Genomic DNA, 20,602 nt, shown 5'->3' with positions numbered 1-20,602 from the left:
GATCACTTCCTAAAAGATGCTAGTTCAGTCACTAGCTCAAGCTCTGACACCATTTGGTCGAGCTGATAATGAGGTTGTATACGAATTACAGATAAAAAATGACCGGGTTTTGCCGGGTGGTCTTTAACACGCACATAAGCTTCTTTTAAAGGGTATTTTGCTTGCTCTTCCCAATCAAGATCTTCACTGCCAGTGGTATATCGCATTAACCATTGGCGAATATGATTTTCGCATTTGTCAGCGCTGATAAAAGAGCCCACCTTATCCCGGATCATTAATTTGATAAAATGGGATATACGCGCACCACACAAAACATGTTGTAACATTGACGAAATCTTTGCGTTGGTATCCACATCTAAGGTTGCGTACTTTTTTGGTCGATGGATTGATTGGTTATTATAAAATGTCGTGTAGGGAGATAAATAACCTTGGCATAGTGGTATAAAACCTAGTTCACTAATTTTTTTCTCAACAGAATCTGTGATAATCACATTAGTTACAGGTTTAAACGCAATATCATGAGAATCGGTCGCATGGGCATCGACAGGTAACTCTTTAAAGATGCCGCCCGACAAATGATTTCGTGGCGCACCACGTATATGACCGAACCAACCTATATCTGCAAATTCCCTGATTAGAATACAGCCAAAAGCGTAACTTGCATTACCCCATAGATTGTTTTTACCCGAGTTATCATTTTGCTCATAGAAATTAATGCCTTTATAACTTCCCATCGTAGTGCGGTATGGGCGCCGCATTAAGATTTGTGGCAAAGTTAAACCAATAAAGCGTGTATCGGTAGAGTTTCTTAACGCGTCCCATTTTGTGTATTGTGCTTGTGAAAAAACAGCTTCAAAATTGATCGGTAGACCAAGACCCGAAAAGTCATCCATGCCGAATAAATCACTTGATGCTGATGCAATAAATGGAGAGAAAGAGGCAGCCGCAATTTGCGCAATCCCGGCTAATGTTGATATATCGTCAGTTGGGTGTTCTTTAGTGATCTGATGACTTATTTCATAATCCCCAATTATTGCGCCATAAGGTTCGCCGCCTGGAGTGCCATATTCTTCGCTGTATATTTTTTGAAATAATTGGCTTTGATCAAACTCTGTCGCTTTACTAATATCTTTAACAACTTCAGACCACTTCATATCTAACATTTTTACTTTAATGTTGTGAGAACCATCCGCCTGTTTCACTAAAAGCCATAGACCACGCCAGGAGGCTTCTAATTTTTGAAATCGGGGATGATGGATAATGTGGTTGAGTTGATCATTTATTTGTTCGTCAATGTCTGCAACAACGCGCAACAGAGCATTTCTTGCTGCTTTTGCAGAAGTAAGCTTGCTTTTGTCTATAACGTTTTCAAGACAGTATTGTAAAGCCTTGGTATCATCTTTTTCATCAACAATTTGAGTCAAATCAGTGATGTATGCCTGTTTCTCTAACACACTTTCAAAAAGTGACGGCTCGGCATCTTTAATTAATATTGGGGAATCTACCACGTTAGCCTTAGGTATTCTGAACAGGTAGCGTGTTAAACCTATTTATCTGAAAATGACAATAGGAAATAAATAATTTACCCTGCTGTACTATAGCCGGCAAGAAATAAAAACATTGCTCAATAATCCGCATTTTTTTATCTCTTCGACCCAAGACAACAATCCTATGGTTCATTATTTATTTCCTTATGTTTTTGTATTGCTATTCACTTGGCAATGGCGAAATTAACTGGATTTTGGAATTTTCGCTACCAATCTAAGTGATGCGCTTAACTCTTCCATTTGTAACCATGGACATAAATGAGCAATCGCGCTATAGACACCAGGTTCACCTGGCACTTCTTTAACTTCAACCCTTGCTTCTCTTAACGGGTATTTGGCTTTCATCTCAGCACTTGCATCCGGGCTGTTGACGACATAATTATTGATCCATTTATTTAACATCGCTTCGGCATCAGACGCTTCAAGAAATGAACCAATCTTATCTCGGCCTATCACTTTAAGGAAATGGGCAATACGTGCGGTGGCCATTATATAGGGTAAGCGCGCTGATATTTCGTAGTTTGCTGTGGTATCTGGATCATCAAATTTCTTAGGTTTTTGCGTTGTTTGTGCGCCAAAAAACACTGCATAATCGGTGTTTTTATAATGGCATAACGGCAAGAACCCTAATTTACTTAATTCTGCTTCGCGGCGATCAGTAATACCGATTTCAGTTGGACATTGCTGATCCATATCACCATCATCACTAACAAAGGTATGACTTGGTAAACCTTCTACTTTACCACCACCTTCTGCGCCGCGAATACTTGTACACCAACCATTTTCAGCAAATGAACGAGATAAGGTCGTACCCATTGCGTAAGCTGCATTCATCCAGCAGTAATGTTCGTGTTCACCTTTTAGCTGTCTGCCGTCACGATCAACACTGCCTTCTTCAAAATTAAATGCTTCAATTGGTTTAGTCGCTTGGCCATAAGGTAAGCGAGCGAGTACGCGAGGCATAGTTAAAGTTACAAAACGGGAGTCTGCACTGTCGCGGAAACTACGCCATTTGATGTATTCAGAGGAATCAAATATTTTTTCCAGATCACGCGGCTTAGAAAGCTCTGCAAACGATTCGAAACCAAACATTTCTGGTGCGGTGGCTGCAATGAAAGGACAGAAACCCGCTGCCGCAACATTTGATATGTTCGACAGTAAATCTACATCATTTGGGTGAGATGAAAACTCGTAGTCGCCAATTAATGCGGCATAGGGTTCACCACCGGCGGTACCAAATTCACTCTCATATATTTTTTTGAATGTTTGACTTTGATCAAATTCAACCGCTTTCTCTAAATCTTTATAAATCTCTTTTTTGCTTACATTTAAAACGCGAATTTTTAATTGAGAGCTTGTCTCTGAATTCATCACAATATGGTGTAGACCACGCCATGAACCTTCAAGCTTATTAAATTTTTGGTTTTGCATGATAGCTGAAAGCTGTTTAGACAATGCAGCATCAATCGCATTGATAGCTGCATTAATAGTAACTGTTAAACTTTTATCCCAAGTAACAGTGCCATTCATCGCTTCCTGAGCCAGTGTTTTTAATAATGCTTCAGTCTCATCTCGTGGGGTTTGTCTTGTGGCACTAATCGCTTGCTCTAAAAAACCCGGCTCGAGTACATCAGTTGTTTGTGCTGATTGGTTAGATAAATTTTCAGTTGTAGGCATTATTTATCCTCCCCATTATTATCAGCATTTGCAAGTAATTCGTCTGATAAAGAAGTGAGTGCGGAGCTATTACTTAGAATGTTTTCTAAAAGATCTTCTAAATCTTCTGAGCGATCGGCTTTACTGAGTAAATCACGTAATTTATCGCGAGTTTCAAGTAGTTTTTTAAGTGGCGCTACTTGATCAACTATCTTATGAGGTTCAAAATCTTCCATATGATTAAAATCAAGTGCAATAGACATTTCACTACCGTCATCTGCTAACGTATTGTTTACTTTCATGTTCAGCTTTGGTGCGGTTTTTGCCATGATGTCATTAAAATTGTCACGATCAATTTGTGAAAACTTTCTATCTTTTAGTTGTTTTTTGTTTTCCGTATTATCGCCAGAGTAATCACCCATAACACCCATAACAAAAGGAATTTCCTTTTTAGCTACTGCGCCATTTGTTTCTACATCATAAGTGATGTGTACGCGGGGTTTCCTTACTCTTTTTAGCTTGTTATGAATACTTTCTGCCATGATTCTTCTCCGAGTATATAAAAATAAGTGTGCGTTTTGATCAATAATATTGTATCGACAATTTATAGTATGCTGCTGTTTTAACTGAATTTATCACGAGTCGTCAACACTAACTCCAGTAAGGGAGCTGTAGGTTTCTCTTGAGGATGAATCAGGAATCAATTCTTTCATCAACTCTTCAAGTGGCATATTCCCCCATTTCACTGCTTTGGTTAAAATATATGAAACCGGTGAATGAGGTTCTGTTTTTTTAAAATATTCAGCAATATGACTAAGTTGCTTGAAAGCGTCATCCCTTGAATTTAGGGTTGTTGAAATAACGTCAGGCGCTGTTGCGGCAGGGCCGCTTGCCAGCTTACTCTCTGCTTCTTCGTGCTCTTCAATTTCAACGACTTCGACAGCGATCGGAAGCTTAGATTTAGCAAGGTGGTTAATGGCACTCTTTGCATCTTCAAGTAGTTCAATAATTTTACTAGTTGGTGGGGCATCATAACTGCCGCAATATTCAGTCAATAAACGATTAATGGCGTGATATTCTGATAAACAGGTTTCAATATTTTCATAAAGCGTGCAGTAGTACTCGTTAGAAGATTGAGCCACCGCCTTTTCTATATCTTCAAAAGAAAAGCCTATTTTTTCAATATTAGCAGTTCGGGCCCGGTCATCAGAAAGGCGGCTGATATCAATGGTTTGCTTGTACTGCCATAAATTGAAAGGTTCATAAGCATTATCTTCAGTAATAAATGAGTTACGAATAGGGCTTAATAAAACACCATCAACCCCTTCTCCGTTCAACCCTGAAATAGGTGCTACACGTGTTTCAATGCCATCTTCATCAGGCGTGGGGTACAAACCATCTTCCCAGTAGATTTCAACGAGTTGTCTAATTAAGGTAAAGCCCTCTTTAAGGCCTTGAAAACCAGACTTTCTAACTAAAGCCTCAGTAAGCCAGCAAGCAACTTCGAGATCTTTGGATTGTTGTGCAATGACGTTGGGCGCTAATAATAATATTTTATTCCAATTTTCATGTGCTTCTGTGTTGTCACCATCAAACATATTGTTGCGTTCTGCATCACGCGCTGCGCGACGGGCATCTTTAATTTGAGAATATTCAGATGTGTAAGAGGGGTCAAGACGCAGATCGTTACCAACGCTAAGATCTCCTGCGATGGGATAAATTAATGATGAAATATCAATTAGTGCAGGTGATGACATTGAATTTAGAAACTCCATTTTTATTACATTTGATCCTTAAGAGGGCGCAGATTATTATGTAATGAGTTTTTTTGCAAGACTGTTGTAAAAAAAACAATAACTATTCCTGATTTCAAACAAGCTTAAATATTTTGTGATCTGTTCGTGGTTATTCAAGCCACTATATATTAAGTTGGCTATATTAAGCGCTCTGGCTGATGAGTCCGCTAAAAGTATTTAGATAATTATATTACTAGATGGGTCGTTTTAATTGCATACAATCGCATTGTTATTGTTGCTTAATGCAAATAAATTATTCTTTATATTACATTTTTTTTTGTTTATACATGAGAATGGATAAATGCAGTTATCTCGACTTAGTTACGGCAGCGAAAAAAAAGCACTCCCTTTATTTTAAAATTACAATAAAAAGCGTGAGCTTACACCTTAGCTTTATAGTTACGTTGTGTTAATTTCAATAGCTTTTACTGTTAATTGTCTGATAACATAAATTTTATTTTTTGATATTTGATATTTAAATACATGCCGCATAGGTTGTTTGACTGTTTTTTTTGATGTCTAAAGTGTGTATATATTTACTGAATTTATAACCCTGCTGGTCAACAGAGGGAATAGGACTCAGTTGTTAACTTAAATTTATTATCATGAAAACATTTTAAGGAAGCAGAGAGCCTAATTGGAAAGAAACAGCATGCAGAGTTATTTTATGTGTTACACGCCTATACACGAAGCTTGATTAGTTAAATTAGACGTAAAAAAGAAGAATATGATGTTCTTTGATTAATGATTATGGGGTTCCTTTATCAAGGAATGATGTTATGCCGATTGAAATAAAAATTGTTTATTCACCCGATAGCGTCAGTGTTGGCAAACCAAGCTATAGCTTTCCCGATGCAGGTGGAACACTTGGACGCGGCAGCGATAATTTTTGGGTGCTAGATGATCCCAGTAAATATATGTCATCTGTCCATGCAAAAATCTCTAGCGTAGCAGAGCAATACTTTCTTACTGATATGAGTACCAACGGTACTTTTGTTAATGGGGCGGCAGAGCCTGTCGGCAATGGTAACCAAGTGTTATTAAATGATGGTGATAGATTTGCGATTAGTGACTATGAGTTTATCGCCAATATTAGTAATGAGTTAAACGGCCCTAGTCCCTTTCAAGGAGATAGAAACACAGATCCTTTTGCGGACTTGCATTCACCATTAGCAATTGATGATGATTTCAACTCCCAGGTTGCGTCTGAAAACGATCCATTTGCCTCTGCTGTTAATCCGACGAGTTCGATGTCAGCATTTGATTCTAAACAGGTCGACCCTATTGCATTACTTGACCAGGATAATTCACCATCAGATGATCCCTTTGCAAAACAGGGTGGTGGTTATGACAGTTTTGCTCAAGATGCCTTTGCACAGGATGGTGAAATTGATAGCAGTCGTGTGGTAAATGATGCTATCGACTGGCCGGTTGCTAATCAACAAGCGGGTCTAATACCTGATGACTGGGATGATTGGGACGAAAGTGAGGCGATTGTCACTGCTAATACAGAGACAGTAGCGCCGATCCCAATCCCTACTCCAAGTAAACCTGACGTGCCACGGTCTAATCAAACTGAAGCGGAATGTATTGCGCTTAAACAGAAAAACAAGCAATTGCTTGATGAAGTCTCTCAGTTAAAGGCGCAACTTGTACTGGCCAAAAATCAGTTAAGTGCTGCGGAAACCAATTCAACTAATGGTATGGAACTTAACACGGTAGTTAACGCGATGGGATTATCTAAATGGAATCTAGATAATAAAAAAGTTGCAGAGATTAATGAAACTGTCGGTTTGCTAATGCGCGAAACCATGCAGGGGATGATGCAAGTATTAAAATTTAGAAAAAAAATAAAAGAAGAATTTCGTATTAATGTTACCACTATCCAATCAATTGAAAATAACCCGTTAAAATTCTCCGCAAATATCGAAGATGCGATGGAGAATATGTTTATTAAAGAAAATAATGCCTACAAAGCCCCGGTTGATGCAGTTAAAGAAGGTTTTCAAGGTATAGCAGAACACCAGGTGGCGGTAGTTGCTGGTATGCAAGCTGCATTTAGAGGGATGATCGAAAGATTTAATCCAACTAATTTGGAAAGTCGATTTGAAAAGTATAAAAGCTTAAGCCTGCTTAGTATTGGTAATAAAAGTAAGCGATGGAATGCTTATAAAGAATATCATCGGGGGCTAGTTGATAACCTGGATGATTCATTTCAACACTTGTTCGGCTATGACTTTGTGCAGGCCTATGAAGATCAAATGCAACGCTTAATCAGTGCCAGAGTTTCACCTGATAATGACGATCAATCCAGCAAATAACTTATGGGAAAAATAATGTATAACTTTAACTTTGTAAAATTTTTATGTTTGAGTGCCATCGCTTTCACTCTGTTCTCATGTACAGCGGCAAATACGAAAGTGGGGGGGCTATTAAATCTTGATACCGACTTTAAACTGAGTCTTATAGTAGAAAAAGATGTTAACCCCGATGACAGTAAAGTGTCGTCCCCTGTGATTGTGCGAATGTATGAACTTAAAACGGTCAAAGAGTTTGAAAATGCCAATTTTATTGATTTATATGAAAAGGATACAGAAGTATTAGGTAAATCAATGGTTACTCAGCAGTCCTTAAAACCTATTCAACCTGGCGAGAATAGTGTAGCTGATTTTGTACTCAGCAGTGAAACACAATATATCGGTTTATATGTTGAATTTTTACAATATCAAGATGCTAAATATAAAGTAGTTATACCAATTGCAAAGACCAACATAGTGAGTTCGTCTGCAAGGGTACAGTTATCGGGTAATCGAATAATTTTATTACAATAAATAATTTCCTTATTATAAAAACGGTTGTGCTGCTTGTGTCGCAAGCAAGCACAATAAAATTTTAAAGCTTCATATATGAATGAACTAACTTAGCGGTAGCAGGATCTTATGTCATTAGATAGTAAAGTGGTTTGGTCAGAGGGGATGTTTTTAAATCCTCATCATTTCCAACAGCAAGAGCGATACCTGGAACGATATATTCAGGGGAAATGCTCAGCTATGGGAGCCTATGCATGGGGAATTAACCAAATTGAATTTGATCAACAGCTACTTAAATTAGGGAAAATCGCTTTAACAAGGGCCGCAGGTATATTTCCTGATGGTACACCTTTTAGTTTTCCGGATCATAATGATCGTCCCGATGTATTTGAAGTACCTGAAAACACAACAAATCAAATTGTTTATCTTGCTATCCCGGTTAAACGCCCGGGGGCGCTTGAGATATTAGCGAATGATGAAACTCAAGGGTTGGCGCGTTACTACTCTGCTAAACAGGCCATTAGAGATGTTTCATTTGAAGGTGGAGAGTCACTTGATATAGCCGTGGGTAAACCGCGTCTACGTCTGCTACTTGCCTCTGATGATTTAAGTGGTTACGCAACCATTGGCCTATTTAAAATTGTTGAAATCCGAGAGGATAAAAACGTAATACTCGATGATAACTATATTGCGACCTGCATTGATTGTGCTGCCACACCAAAATTAGTCGGGTTTTTAACCGAGCTTGTCGGTTTACTTCACCACCGAGGTGAATCTATCGCGGGGCGTTTAGCCGACACACAGCGTGGTGGCTCAGCTGAAATAGCTGATTATATGATGTTACAAATGATCAATCGCCTTGAACCATTGGCTAATCACTTATCAAAATTGCAAAGTCTACATCCGCTTGAGCTTTATACAGAGATAGTACAAATGGTAGGTGAATTCTCAACCTTTGTTACCGATACCAAAAGACCACCGGCCTTTGCTGCATATTTACACAGTAATTTACAACAAACTTTCACGCCGGTAATGGCTTCGCTAAGACAGTGTTTAACTATGGTCTATGAGCAAACGGCTGTCTCTATGCCGTTAGTTGAAAAGAAATTTGGCATTAGAGTTGCTCAAATCACCGACAGAACGCTACTGACCTCTGGACTGTTTGTGCTTGCCGTTCGCGCAAAAATGGCGGAAAACAACTTACGCAGTCAGTTTCCTGCAACCGTTAAAGTTGGACCTGTTGAACGTATTCGTCAGTTAGTAAATGCGGCGATGCAGGGGATACCGTTAAAAGCCTTGCCCGTTGCACCACGTCAAATTCCCTATCATGCGGGCTATTGCTATTTTGAGCTTGAGCGTAACAATGAATTTTGGAAAGAGCTCACTCACTCGGGAGGCTTTGCTTTCCATATCGGGGCTGATTTCCCCGATTTAGAACTGGAGTTTTGGTCAATTCGCCAATAATTCAACTTATTTCTAAGGAATGAAAATGTCTGCAAATGGTTATGACAATCAAGATAAAACGGTATTTAGACAGCCCACCAATCGGGGTGATGGTACTGTGGTTCGTCCAATTCCTGGTGGCCGAGCACCTCATGCTCAGGCGACGCCGGCGCAAAGTAATCAACCATTTCAGCCACAGCAAGCCAGTATGCAAAGAGGTAATCCACCAATTGGCAGTATTCCTCGTGATTTTTCTACCGCTTATGGTTTGAATCCAGTGGTTAACGCTGCCTCGATTTTATTAGCCGTTTTTTCCAAAACCCGAGAGGCGCTTAATCACCCCAATGTTGGCAGTTTACATCAGCAGCTTGATAGAGAAATTAAAGCATTTGAAATAAAAGCGCGAGCGGATGGGGTCCTGGAAAACAGCATAGTCGTTGCGCGATATATCTTGTGTACCATTCTCGACGAAGCCGTTTTAAATACCCCCTGGGGAGCCGAAAGTGCTTGGAACCAAAGAACATTATTAGGTTCTTTTCACAATGAAACCTCTGGAGGAGAAAAGTTTTTTACCATTCTTGACAGATTACGTAATTCACCCGCTGAAAACATAGATGTACTTGAACTTATCTATATCTGTCTGAGCTTAGGTTACGAAGGAAAATATCGCGTTATCTCGCGTGGACGGGATCAATTAGAGCAGTTGCGAGATGATCTGTTCCATATTATTAGAAGTTATCGCGGTGAATATGAACGCTCGTTATCACCTGCTTGGCAGGGGCTGGGTAACAACCGAAAAACCCTTTCAAATTATGTTCCTATGTGGGTGGTGGCAACTGTTTTTGCTGGGGTTATGACGCTAACTTATACAGGATTTAGATACTGGTTGGATCAATCATCAGATGTGGTAAGTCAACAGCTGACTGATATACAAAGTAAATACACACAAGAAATGAACAACGTTTCTTTAAATAAGTAGTTTAAACATTATCTGAGTCTTCTATGAAACGCATCGCTAGCTTTTTTAAAAACAGAATCGTCATATCCTTAATTGGTTTGATTATACTTGCATTGCTTGTCTGGTTTATTGGTCCTGCCATTAAATTTGGTGATCAAAACACCGCATTTCTGCAGTCACAAAGCACCAGGTTAATAACCATAGTAATACTCTCTTTATTATGGGGAATAAATCATTTAAGAATTCAGCTCAAAGAGAAGCAAAACAATAATAATTTGCTTAACGATCTGCAACAAAAACCAGATGATCATGGTGCCGATATAATTTCAGATCAAACCTCTGATGAAATGGTGCAAATGAGCGCGCGTTTCTCGCAGGCGTTAACAACCTTAAAGAAATTGAATTTTAATGGCCGTGGTGCTAAAGCTGCCTTATATGAATTACCTTGGTACATTATTATTGGGCCGCCAGGCTCTGGTAAAACCACCGCATTAATAAATTCCAGTTTAGATTTTCCCTTGGCTGAAGAGTTTGGGAAAGGAGCGTTGCAGGGCATTGGTGGTACCAGAAATTGTGATTGGTGGTTTACTAATGATGCGGTGCTTATTGATACTGCGGGACGCTATACAACCCAAGACAGTCATAAAGTTGTTGATAGCTCTGCATGGGAAGGTTTCCTGAGCTTATTAAAAAAACATCGTCGTAGAAGACCGATTAATGGCGCAATCATTGCCATCAGCCTGCAGGAACTATTGACACAAACGGAAGAAGAGCGTGTTAAACATGCTAAAACAATTCGCTTGCGAGTTGACGAATTAATGGAAAAGCTAGAGGTACGTTTCCCTGTTTATCTTATGTTTACCAAGTGTGATTTAGTGTCGGGTTTTACCGAGTTTTTTGAGGATTTAGGAAAAGAAGAACGTGAACAAGTGCTCGGCATCTCCTTACCCGATGCACCAGAGCCTTCACAAGCACCGGATTTTTCTAAGATCACACAAGAATACAGCAATATTATCAAACGCTTATATGACAGGGTTTTATCTCGGGTTCATAATGAACGAGATATTAAACGACGTAGTGCTATACAAGGCTTTCCTCAGCAAATGGAAAACCTGCAAACTACCATCGACAGTTTTGTTCAGCAAACCTTTGTCCAAAACCGCTATCGTTTACAGCCTTATTTACGTGGCGTCTACTTTACCAGTGGTACCCAGGACGGTACACCTATCGATAGATTGATGTCGTCAGTTTCCTCTAATTTCGGTTTTACTGGCGGAACTATCAACTCGCCTTTACAACAGGGGAAGAGTTACTTTTTAGGGGGGCTTTTCAAAAACGTAATTTTTACAGAATCTGAATTAGTTGGCTCCAACCGGTTTTATGACAAAGTGATCAAATGGAGTCAGCGTGTTGCTTATACCTCTATGGCAGCTGTTTCAGTGGCATTGCTGGTATTTTGGACCGGTGCGCTTAATCAACATAAAATTTATATGCAGGAAGTAGCCTCTTATGTGGCTGAATATGATAATCAACTTAAAAACCAAAGCCCTTGGTCAAGTGATTTACGCGTTATTTTGCCGACATTAAACGCGTTGGCCAAAGCGAGTCTTGTCTACGGCCAAGAAGAACATCCGTGGTTAGCTGGCTTCGGCATGTATGACACAAGTATCGACCAAGCTGCCAATACAGCCTACAAAAATTATTTAAGCGGTGTTTTTTATCCGAAATTAATCAAATATGTAGAATTACATTTAAATAAAAATGAGGTCAGCGAAAGCCTATATAACACATTCCGCATCTATGTGATGTTTAGTAAACTTGACCATATGGATAAACAATTAATGGTCGAATGGTTTTCAACGCAGTGGGATCAGGAGTTCTCACAGCAACCTGAAGATAAGCAGGCGCTGAAAGCGCATTTGACGGCATTCTTAGCAACCGATATTCAAGCAGCGCAGTTAAACAAGCAAGTACTCCGATCTACACGTCAACACTTAATGCGCATGCCCGCTTCGCAACGGATATATCAACGCATCCGAGTACAACCAAAATATGCGAGAAAGGTAAATATATTAAATGAAATGGGGGGGGCTGTTCGCGATACTTATATCATCACACCTGCTATACAACAACAAATGATGATCCCCGTTCTCTTTACCAAGCGCAGTTATGATGAGATCGATTTTTCAGAAAACTCAGATCTTATTGTCAATATAAGCAAAGAAAAATGGTTATTGCATGATGATACCGAAAATGAAGTCTCTTTTATCAAAGACGATCTTGAACAGATCAGTAACAAAGTAAAGAAACTATATTTGGCTGATTATAATAGACAATGGCAAAAAATATATGATCTGCTCAATGTAAAACCGGGCAAAGATCTTATGCAGGTCAATAATATACTGGCCAATTTTTCTGATCCAATTTATTCACCTATTGTCGCGATCTTAAATGTCACCGTTGCTAATACACAGTTATCAAGTTCAATGGCGGAAAACCTTGCCGATGATAATAAAAAAGGTATAGCAGGCGAGCTTGCTGATTTTGCTGCTGCAAAGGTTAATTGGACGAGTGTTGATAAAAGATATAGAGATATTAATGTGCTGTTGCGTGAAACTAAAAGGCAGCCGGCACCCATTAGCACCGCACTGTTAAAAATATCGCAGATGCAGGAGATGGTCAATGCGATCAGCTTTGCGCCCGATCCGGGTTTAAAAGCATTTGAACTGGTTAAAGCACGCTATCAAAATGGGTCAGAAAACGCCATCACAGCACTGCATGCTTACGCTAAAAACTCACCTAAACCCATTAAACGTTGGTTAACCACGCTTGCTGATGAAACATGGCGAGTTATATTACGCTCTGCTCACCAACATATTAATAATCAGTGGAACAATATCGTTTATCAGCCATACAGAGAAAGTATCGCGGGACGGTACCCCATTGCAAAAAACTCAAAAAATGACATTGCATTGTTCGACTTTGTCGCATTCTTCAAGCCGAATGGCAATGTTGATAGCTTCTATCAAGGTTACATAAAACCCTTTATTAATACACGCAATGGATGGGGAAATAAAACGATAGATAACAATAGTATTGGTTTGTCATCAGCAACGTTGCGTCAGGTGAGAGTGGCGTTGGAAATTAAGGATATCTTTTTCAGACAAAATTCAGAAACACCGAGTTTGGCTTTTAGATTAAAACCTAATTCAATGCCTAAAAACAACATCCGCTTTATGTTAGAGATGGGTGACGATAGGATCTCCTATAGCCATGGGCCTAAATTTTGGAAAAAATTAAATTGGTCTGCCAATAGCGAACAAAGTCGTGTGCGTATCATATTTGAAGATTTAAATGAGCAGCAGCACAGTGAAACGTTTGAGGGACCTTGGGCATGGTTTAGGCTTTTAGCACAATCAAAACTGACTAAAACTAATGAATCAAGTACTTATTTAGTGACTTATGCGGTTAACGCAGAGCATAAAATATCTTACAAGATAAAGGCGAAAAGTGTGAAAAATCCTTTTGAAAAGCAATTAATGAGTCTGTTTAAATGTCCAGCGAGTATTTAATGAATAATGAGATACCGTTAGGCCTATATGGCAAGCTTCCCGGTTATGGTGACTTTATTCATCGTAACTTACCGGCTAAATTTTTGACCGCATGGGATGATTGGTTACAGCTTTTTATTGCGGGATCAAAAGAGCAGATGGGCGATAACTGGTTAGATATTTATCTGACTAGTCCTATTTGGCGATTTGTATTATCTGCTGGTGTTGTTGATGAAAATCATTGGGCAGGCATTGTGTTGCCCAGTGTTGATCAGGTCGGGCGATATTACCCATTTTCTATTGCGATTCCGCTTCCTGGCGATATAAATCCACTTGAATTTATCTCGGTTAATGCGCGTTGGTATCAGCATATAGAAGAATTAGCACTGCAAGCCTTAGAGGGCGAATTTTCAATAGAAGAACTATTAGCGCAAGCAAACCATCAACAGCTTATGGTTCCGATGGCGTACCGCAAAACGGGACAACAGGCAAAAGCGGCGAGCCTGAAAATAGATTTTCAGTTTGAAGAAGAGTTACCTAGCAATGCGTATGCGCACTTACTCGATAGTCTATTAACCGCGACCATCAATAGTTATAGCGCTTGGTCGACCAGCGGGTCAGAAAATTTATCACCTTGCTTATTTACCGTGCAGGGGTTACCTCCTGCCAGTCAAATACCCGCAATGATGGATGGGCAGTGGGCGCGGTGGGGATGGCCTCAAGCCTATGACCAGGCGAATCTTTGATAATAGATCTTAAGGCGCTTTGAATTGAAAATTAATAGACGGGTCAATAAACACTATGAATGACATAACAATAAGACGGCCATTAAAATGGATGAGCGAAGGTGCAACCGATGTCGGCACAGTTAGACCATTAAATGAAGACTCTTTCCTGTCCCAACCGGAGATTGGCTTATGGACGGTAGCTGATGGAATGGGCGGGCATGATGGCGGTAGTGTGGCCAGTCAAATGATAGTTGACAGCTTAAAAAAGCTCACTAGCAAAGTCAATCTGGACATATTCGTTAATGATATTGAAAATATTATAATCGACGTTAATAAATGCTTATTAGAATATTCAAGGGAGAGATTAAATGGCCGTACTATTGGCAGCACCTTTGTTTCATTATTAATTAAAGGCAATGTTGGTGTCTGTTTATGGGCGGGTGATTCCAGACTTTATCGCTTCAGGCAGGATAAGCTTAGCCAAATTAGTGAAGATCACAGCCATGTGGCCGAATTGGTAAAACAAGGGTTAATATCAGCGCAGCAAGCTGAAAATCACCCCGAATCAAATGTTATCACCCGAGCCGTTGGCACTTCAGAGCGTATCGATATTGATATCGACCTCTTTGATGTCAAAATTGGCGATCAATTCCTCCTTTGCAGTGATGGCTTATATAACTCGGTTAATAGCACAGAGATCGTCAACTGTCTTTATGAAAACAGCCTGGAACAATCTGTCAATAATCTTATAAAAACAGCGTTGCACAATCAAGCATCCGATAATGTGTCCGTTGTACTAGTAAAAGGTATTTATCATAATGCCGCCGAGTAATCGTAATGGAGTACGTAAATAGTCATGGCTACTGATGACCAACAACAAAACGGCAGCAGTCTTGACGAGCAGCAGGCTAAAACCGTTCTTCGCAAGAGTAAAGCAGTCAAAGATCAAGTTACTGAAAATGCAGCGGATGAAAAAACGGTATTTTCACCAAAGCCAGTCGCAGATAATCGCACTGCTAGCAGTATAGAGGGGGATCTTGAACAGGCAGTTTCTGATAAAACAGTAATAGCAACAAGTGTAGCGCAAAAAATCGTTACTTTAGGTGAACAACATCAAGATCCACAGCCGCTAGCGATTGACTATGACGATGCAACGCGAATTAGTTTTGATAACAAACCCTTGGCTGCGAATATTGTCCAGCACGGCGGATCTGACATAACGATTCAAACGAAAATAGGCGATCCGGCTAAACGGGAAACTGCGACTCCAAAATCCAGCATAAGACTGCTTAAAGGACGTTTTGAATTACAAGACATTCTCGGTGTCGGTGGTATGGGGATTGTTTACAAAGCCAAAGATTTGTTAAAGGTTGAAGCGCAAGACAGAGATCCCTATGTTGCAATTAAAGTTTTAAGCGAAGAGTTTAAAACTCATCCTGAAGCCTTTATTTCGCTGCAGCGTGAATCCAAGAAAGCACAGCATATTGCCAATCAAAACACCGTAAAAGTATATGACTTTGACCGTGATGGTGATGTTGTTTTTATGACCATGGAGTATATGGTTGGCCAACCGATGGATCAAATGATCAAACAGTATCACTCCACCGGTCTGCCGAGAAATGAAGCGTGGAATTTACTGCATGGTATGTGTTTGGCCCTGATACATGCGCACAGCGAAAATATTGTCCATTCAGATTTAAAACCCGGCAACGTGTTTGTTACCGACGGCGGCATAGCTAAAATATTTGACTTTGGTATCGCCCGCGCCGTTGCATCAATTGATCGCAGCCACAATGAGCAGGATCGTACCGTTTTTGATGCGGGCAACTTAGGCGCGTTAACCCCGGCTTATGCCAGTCGTGAGATGTTATTGGGTGAAACGCCGGATGTTCGTGATGATATCTATGCATTAGGCTGTATTGCTTACGAAATGTTAACCGGTGATCATCCTTTTACACGTTTACCCGCCGATGAAGCGTACAACAAAAAATTAAAACCTAAACGTATTCACGGTATAAAAAAGCGTCATTGGAAAGCAATTGAAGCGGCATTAGCTTTTGAGCGTAAAGACCGCATAGACTCAGTAGCAAGCTTTTATAAGAAAATCACAGAGAAGAAAAAATTTAATACCACCCTATGGTTTGGTGTGTTCTTCACTCTGGCTTCTTCGGGCTACGCCTATACAGAGATAAATAAAAAAGAGCAGCCAAAAATTTCGCAAGCAGAATTAATGAATCAGCTTGAATTTAAGGTTCGTTATCAACTACTACAAGAAAATATCACCCGTTTTCTTGCCTCTCCCAGTTTTTCAAAAGAATGGCAAAGCTCATTGTGGGAAGAGGTAAAAAACGTTGAAAAATTATTCCCTGAAAAACCAACACCTTGGTATTTCACCACCAAAGAAACTATTTATCAGTTATATTTAGAGCAGATAAAAAGTGCCATCACTGCGTTTAATTTTAGCAGCGCCAAGAACCTTATTAACAATGCTGGGCGTTACAGTATTGATCAAACCTTACTGGAACAACAAAAAAACAGATTGGCGCAACAAATTTCATTAAAAGAGAAATCTGCTAAATTAAATGCGCAAGCGGCAAGAGAATTGGCAGAAGCGAATAAATTAGCGGCAATCGCAAAACAGAATAAAGCCGCACAGTCGGCAAAAGCCAAAGTAATTACCGCAGCAAACAATAAACAGAACGCCAATCTGTTTGATTTAGCAATGGATAACGTCAATAAGCAGTTAACTTGTACCCAGCGACTCAATATGCGTGACTTTAAAATCGCTATTGAGAAATTACGCTCGTTAGATTCTTCACGTTTTAATAAGTCAGAAGAGCAAATAACTAAAAAATTAGCATCCTGTATTGTTGTGATGGGGCAAGTCAGCCCAGATTATGCGCGTGAGGCTAAACGTTATGCGTTACTTTTATTCAATAATAATGCCGCTATTGCTTCATTAACGATCAAAGAAAAAGATGACTGCCAGTTATCCATTGCCGGCTTAGGCTCTCGCGGTTCACGTGCTGTATGTAAAGATACCTTAAAGGTTGGAGGCTCCGGGCCTACTTTGGTGGTTATCCCCGGCTCCAATAAAATCAAGCCATTTGCTTTTGGTAAATATGAAGTTTCGGTTGGCGAATATAATCTCTACTGTAATAAAAGTAACGCCTGTGAACCATTTTTGGATGTAGAAAGTCACTTGCCCGTGACAGGCGTCAGCATCTCGGATATAACGGGTTATATCAAATGGTTAAGCACCACGACGGGCAAACATTATCGCTTACCCAATAAATCAGAATGGTTATATGCGGCACAGTCTAGCGGTAACAGGCTTGACCAAAATCGAAATTGCCAGATAAGCTCACGCGGAATCAGCAAAGGCAAGGAGTTGATTAAAACAACAATAGGTAAGCAAAACAGTTGGGGGGTTGTAAATTATGCCGGAAATGCGCAGGAATTGGTCTATCTCTCGGGCAGAAAGCTTGCTGCCGTTGGCGGTTCATATAAAACATCAATGGACGTCTGTACCAGCGCAGCATTAACTAATCATAGTGGCGATGCGGATCAACATACCGGTTTTCGCCTCGTTAGAAATATTGACGGCAGCTAAATATGAATATAACTGAGTACTCAAAACAACTTCGTGAATTAACAATGGAACATGTTAATTGCCAAATATCGCTAGATGCGTACCGTAAGCAACGAAAGTATCTGTTGGATGCGTTAGACAGAAATTTTAATGGCGTTGAAGCGCATCAAATTAAAGAGGAGCAGGCGCCAGCAGAAGTCACAGATGGGCGAGATCAACGCGATAAAACGCAGCCATATTTAGCGGCAAAAATAGATAAATGTATGAGCTTTTTGACGGGCTCAAACGATAACTAATCAGCAAAACAACTTTATTATCACACTTAACCACAAAGGTATTTTTATGGAAATTGTTAAACTATTTCAAGCTGGCGGTACATTCATGTACCCGATATTACTTGTCTTAGCAATCGGTCTCGCTATTACAATTGAGCGTTTTGTCTACTTAAGTAAAGTACAAAGTACAACCAATTCGGTTTGGTCTGAACTGGTGCCTATGCTCAAAGCGTTAGACTTTCCACGTGCGGTAAAGCTTACTTCAGAAATAAAAACGCCTATTTCCAATGTACTTAACTATGGTTTTTCGCGTCATAGCGACAATAAAAGCCGTGAAGTGATCGAGTCAGCAATGGAAGAGGGCATCATGGATGAACTGCCTAAACTTACCCAGCGTACCCATTACTTAGCGACGTTTGCCAATATTGCTACCTTATTAGGTTTATTAGGTACGATTATCGGTCTGATTCAAGCCTTTACTGCCGTAGCACAAGCCGATCCTGCTGAAAAAGCGGATTTATTGTCAGCCAGTATCTCTGTTGCCATGAACACCACCGCATTTGGTTTGATCGTCGCCATCCCGTTATTGTTAAGCCATTCTTACTTAGTCACTAAAACAGCGCATTTGGTTGATACGATTGAAAAATCATCATTAAAAGCACTTAACTTAATGGTTAGAGATTAAATGAAAAGAAGAGGCCATAAAAGCATACAGCAATCGGAAGAGCTCAATATCACTGCCTTTTTGAATTTAATGGTGATTTTAGTGCCTTTCCTGTTGATTACTGCCGTTTTTTCAAGGTTAACGATACTTGAATTAAACCTGCCCGCCCTCGATGCTAAAAATGATTCAGCGGAGCCGATTAAACTTCAGCTTGAGCTGGTTATTCGTGAAAAAAGTTTTGATATCCAAGATGCGAATCTCGGCATTATTAAAAAAATTGCGCGCAGCCAGGACGATAGTCAATGGAAACCCTTTACTGATGCAATGGTCGCAATTAAAACGCGCTTCCCGGATGAAACAAGTATCTCTTTATTACTTGAACCGTTAATTGAATATAAAACCATGATCACAGTGATGGATAAAGTGCGCAGTGCCCAAGTGGTATCCGGTTTTGACGTAGAAACGATCGTACTTTTTCCTGACATTTCAATTGGTGATGCGCAGCTTGCTGAAGCAACTTCAGCGGACACACAAAGCAGCCAGAATAGTGCTAAAGAGTAATTCCTATGAAAAACGCTAAGCTATCGGCTCGTTCAAAACGGATGTCGAATTTTGAAGGCCTCCATAAACACGCCGGGTTGAACCTGGTGTCGTTAATGGACATTTTTACCATTTTAGTTTTCTTTTTATTGGTCAGCTCCGGCTCACAGCAGCTACCCAATAGTAAAGATATTACTTTACCGGCTTCGGTCGCTGATAAAGTACCTAAAGAGACACTTATTATCAGTATTACGGCGTCAGCCATTTTGGTTCAAGGCAAGAAAGTGGCTGATACTGCAGATCTTATGCAAGGTGATAGCGCTATTATCAGTGCACTTGAAAAAGAGCTTGATTTTCGCACCGCAAACCGGCTTTATGGCGAACAAGATAAAAGCATAGGCCGTGCTGTTACCATCATGGGCGATGAGAATATCCCTTATCAATTGCTGCGAAAGATTTTAGCAACTTGCCGTCAGACCAATTACACCAAAATAGCATTTGCTGCTGTGCAAACAGCTAAGAATAAAGGTTAATGATAATGACAACTGCGACTTATCAACAGTTGGCCCTAGATTGGCATCCAGAAAATAAAACGGAAAAATCATTTGTAATTTTTGCTTCGTTAATTTTAACGTTATTCATGGGGCTGGCACTGTTTATGGGCTCAATAGAGATACCCAAAGAGACCCGGCGCGAAAAAATAGTGGTTCCTGAGCGGATCGCTAAGTTCATTTTAGATAAGCCCAAAGTTATCAAAAAAGAAGCGCCTAAACCCAAAGTGATTAAGAAAGAACCACCCAAGCCCATTAAAAAAGAGCCGCCGAAGCCCAAAGAAGAAGTTAAACATCAGATCAAAAAGCAGCAAGTAAAAAAAGAAGTGGTGCTGACTAAAGAACAGGCTTCCGCGCGTAAAAATGCCAGCGAGAGCGGATTACTCGCACTGAGCAATGATCTTTCCGATCTAATGGACACAGCAAATATTGACACTATGCTGGGCAATAAAATAACCAAAAGCAATGGCAGTGATAGCGGAAAAGCAGCC

Annotated in this window: 17 protein-coding genes; 13 read left to right on the top strand and 4 right to left on the bottom strand. The window is 40.0% G+C overall.

Going from position 1 to position 20,602, the window contains the following annotated elements:
• Positions 1–2: 2 nt before the first annotated feature.
• The 4 genes from tssC (ACJAT7_RS09490) to tssA all read right to left on the bottom strand — a co-directional run bounded on the left by tssC (ACJAT7_RS09490) (position 3) and on the right by tssA (position 4,960).
• Entirely contained in the window at positions 3–1,508 is a 1,506-nt protein-coding gene (tssC, locus tag ACJAT7_RS09490; protein WP_415226562.1) for a type VI secretion system contractile sheath large subunit, read from the bottom strand.
• Between the two features lie 222 nt (positions 1,509–1,730).
• Complete coding sequence (gene tssC, locus ACJAT7_RS09485) at positions 1,731–3,224, bottom strand: type VI secretion system contractile sheath large subunit (protein ID WP_415226561.1); 1,494 nt, start codon at positions 3,222–3,224, stop codon at positions 1,731–1,733.
• Entirely contained in the window at positions 3,224–3,745 is a 522-nt protein-coding gene (gene tssB, locus ACJAT7_RS09480) for a type VI secretion system contractile sheath small subunit (protein WP_415226560.1), read from the bottom strand. Before tssB ends, tssC (ACJAT7_RS09485) begins: the two co-directional genes overlap by 1 nt.
• A 93-nt stretch (positions 3,746–3,838) precedes the next feature.
• A complete protein-coding gene (tssA, locus tag ACJAT7_RS09475; protein WP_415226559.1) occupies positions 3,839–4,960 on the bottom strand; it encodes a type VI secretion system protein TssA in 1,122 nt (373 codons plus the stop codon).
• Positions 4,961–5,778: 818 nt separating this feature from the next.
• Here tssA and tagH point away from each other — a divergent pair.
• From tagH to ACJAT7_RS09410, 13 genes are all read left to right on the top strand, one after another.
• Positions 5,779–7,320, top strand: a complete 1,542-nt coding sequence (tagH, locus tag ACJAT7_RS09470) for a type VI secretion system-associated FHA domain protein TagH (RefSeq protein WP_415226558.1) — start codon at positions 5,779–5,781, stop codon at positions 7,318–7,320.
• A 15-nt stretch (positions 7,321–7,335) separates the two neighbouring features.
• Positions 7,336–7,830 carry a type VI secretion system lipoprotein TssJ gene (gene tssJ / locus ACJAT7_RS09465; RefSeq protein ID WP_415226557.1) on the top strand — a complete coding sequence of 165 codons (495 nt, stop codon included), beginning with the start codon at positions 7,336–7,338 and terminating at the stop codon, positions 7,828–7,830.
• A 108-nt stretch (positions 7,831–7,938) separates the two neighbouring features.
• Complete coding sequence (tssK, locus tag ACJAT7_RS09460; protein ID WP_415226556.1) at positions 7,939–9,273, top strand: type VI secretion system baseplate subunit TssK; 1,335 nt, start codon at positions 7,939–7,941, stop codon at positions 9,271–9,273.
• Between the two features lie 25 nt (positions 9,274–9,298).
• A complete protein-coding gene (icmH, locus tag ACJAT7_RS09455; protein ID WP_415226555.1) occupies positions 9,299–10,231 on the top strand; it encodes a type IVB secretion system protein IcmH/DotU in 933 nt (310 codons plus the stop codon).
• Between the two features lie 23 nt (positions 10,232–10,254).
• Entirely contained in the window at positions 10,255–13,782 is a 3,528-nt protein-coding gene (gene tssM / locus ACJAT7_RS09450; RefSeq protein ID WP_415226554.1) for a type VI secretion system membrane subunit TssM, read from the top strand.
• On the top strand, positions 13,782–14,507 hold the full coding sequence (gene tagF, locus ACJAT7_RS09445) for a type VI secretion system-associated protein TagF (RefSeq protein WP_415226553.1): 726 nt from the start codon (positions 13,782–13,784) through the stop codon (positions 14,505–14,507). Before tssM ends, tagF begins: the two co-directional genes overlap by 1 nt.
• Before the next feature lie 55 nt (positions 14,508–14,562).
• The gene (locus ACJAT7_RS09440; protein WP_415226552.1) at positions 14,563–15,321 is read left to right on the top strand and encodes a PP2C family protein-serine/threonine phosphatase; all 759 of its coding nucleotides are present in this window, start codon (positions 14,563–14,565) and stop codon (positions 15,319–15,321) included.
• Positions 15,322–15,345: 24 nt separating this feature from the next.
• Positions 15,346–18,102: a bifunctional serine/threonine-protein kinase/formylglycine-generating enzyme family protein gene (locus tag ACJAT7_RS09435; protein WP_415226551.1), complete on the top strand. Its 2,757-nt coding sequence runs from the start codon at positions 15,346–15,348 to the stop codon at positions 18,100–18,102.
• Between the two features lie 2 nt (positions 18,103–18,104).
• The gene (locus ACJAT7_RS09430) at positions 18,105–18,377 is read left to right on the top strand and encodes a hypothetical protein (RefSeq protein WP_415226550.1); all 273 of its coding nucleotides are present in this window, start codon (positions 18,105–18,107) and stop codon (positions 18,375–18,377) included.
• A gap of 46 nt (positions 18,378–18,423) precedes the next feature.
• The gene (locus ACJAT7_RS09425; RefSeq protein WP_415226549.1) at positions 18,424–19,041 is read left to right on the top strand and encodes a MotA/TolQ/ExbB proton channel family protein; all 618 of its coding nucleotides are present in this window, start codon (positions 18,424–18,426) and stop codon (positions 19,039–19,041) included.
• Positions 19,042–19,581 carry an ExbD/TolR family protein gene (locus tag ACJAT7_RS09420; RefSeq protein WP_415226548.1) on the top strand — a complete coding sequence of 180 codons (540 nt, stop codon included), beginning with the start codon at positions 19,042–19,044 and terminating at the stop codon, positions 19,579–19,581. It abuts the gene before it with no gap.
• A 5-nt stretch (positions 19,582–19,586) separates the two neighbouring features.
• Positions 19,587–20,093 (top strand): ExbD/TolR family protein, encoded by a 507-nt coding sequence (locus tag ACJAT7_RS09415; RefSeq protein WP_415226547.1) that lies wholly within the window; start codon positions 19,587–19,589, stop codon positions 20,091–20,093.
• Between the two features lie 5 nt (positions 20,094–20,098).
• On the top strand, positions 20,099–20,602 hold a 504-nt coding region (locus ACJAT7_RS09410; protein ID WP_415226546.1), incomplete at its 3' end, for a hypothetical protein.

Source organism: Psychromonas sp. (genome assembly GCF_047632995.1).
Lineage (GTDB): Bacteria > Pseudomonadota > Gammaproteobacteria > Enterobacterales > Psychromonadaceae > Psychromonas.
The sequence above is the reverse complement of the archived record's forward strand: the minus strand, read 5'-3'. Positions and strand labels throughout refer to the sequence as shown.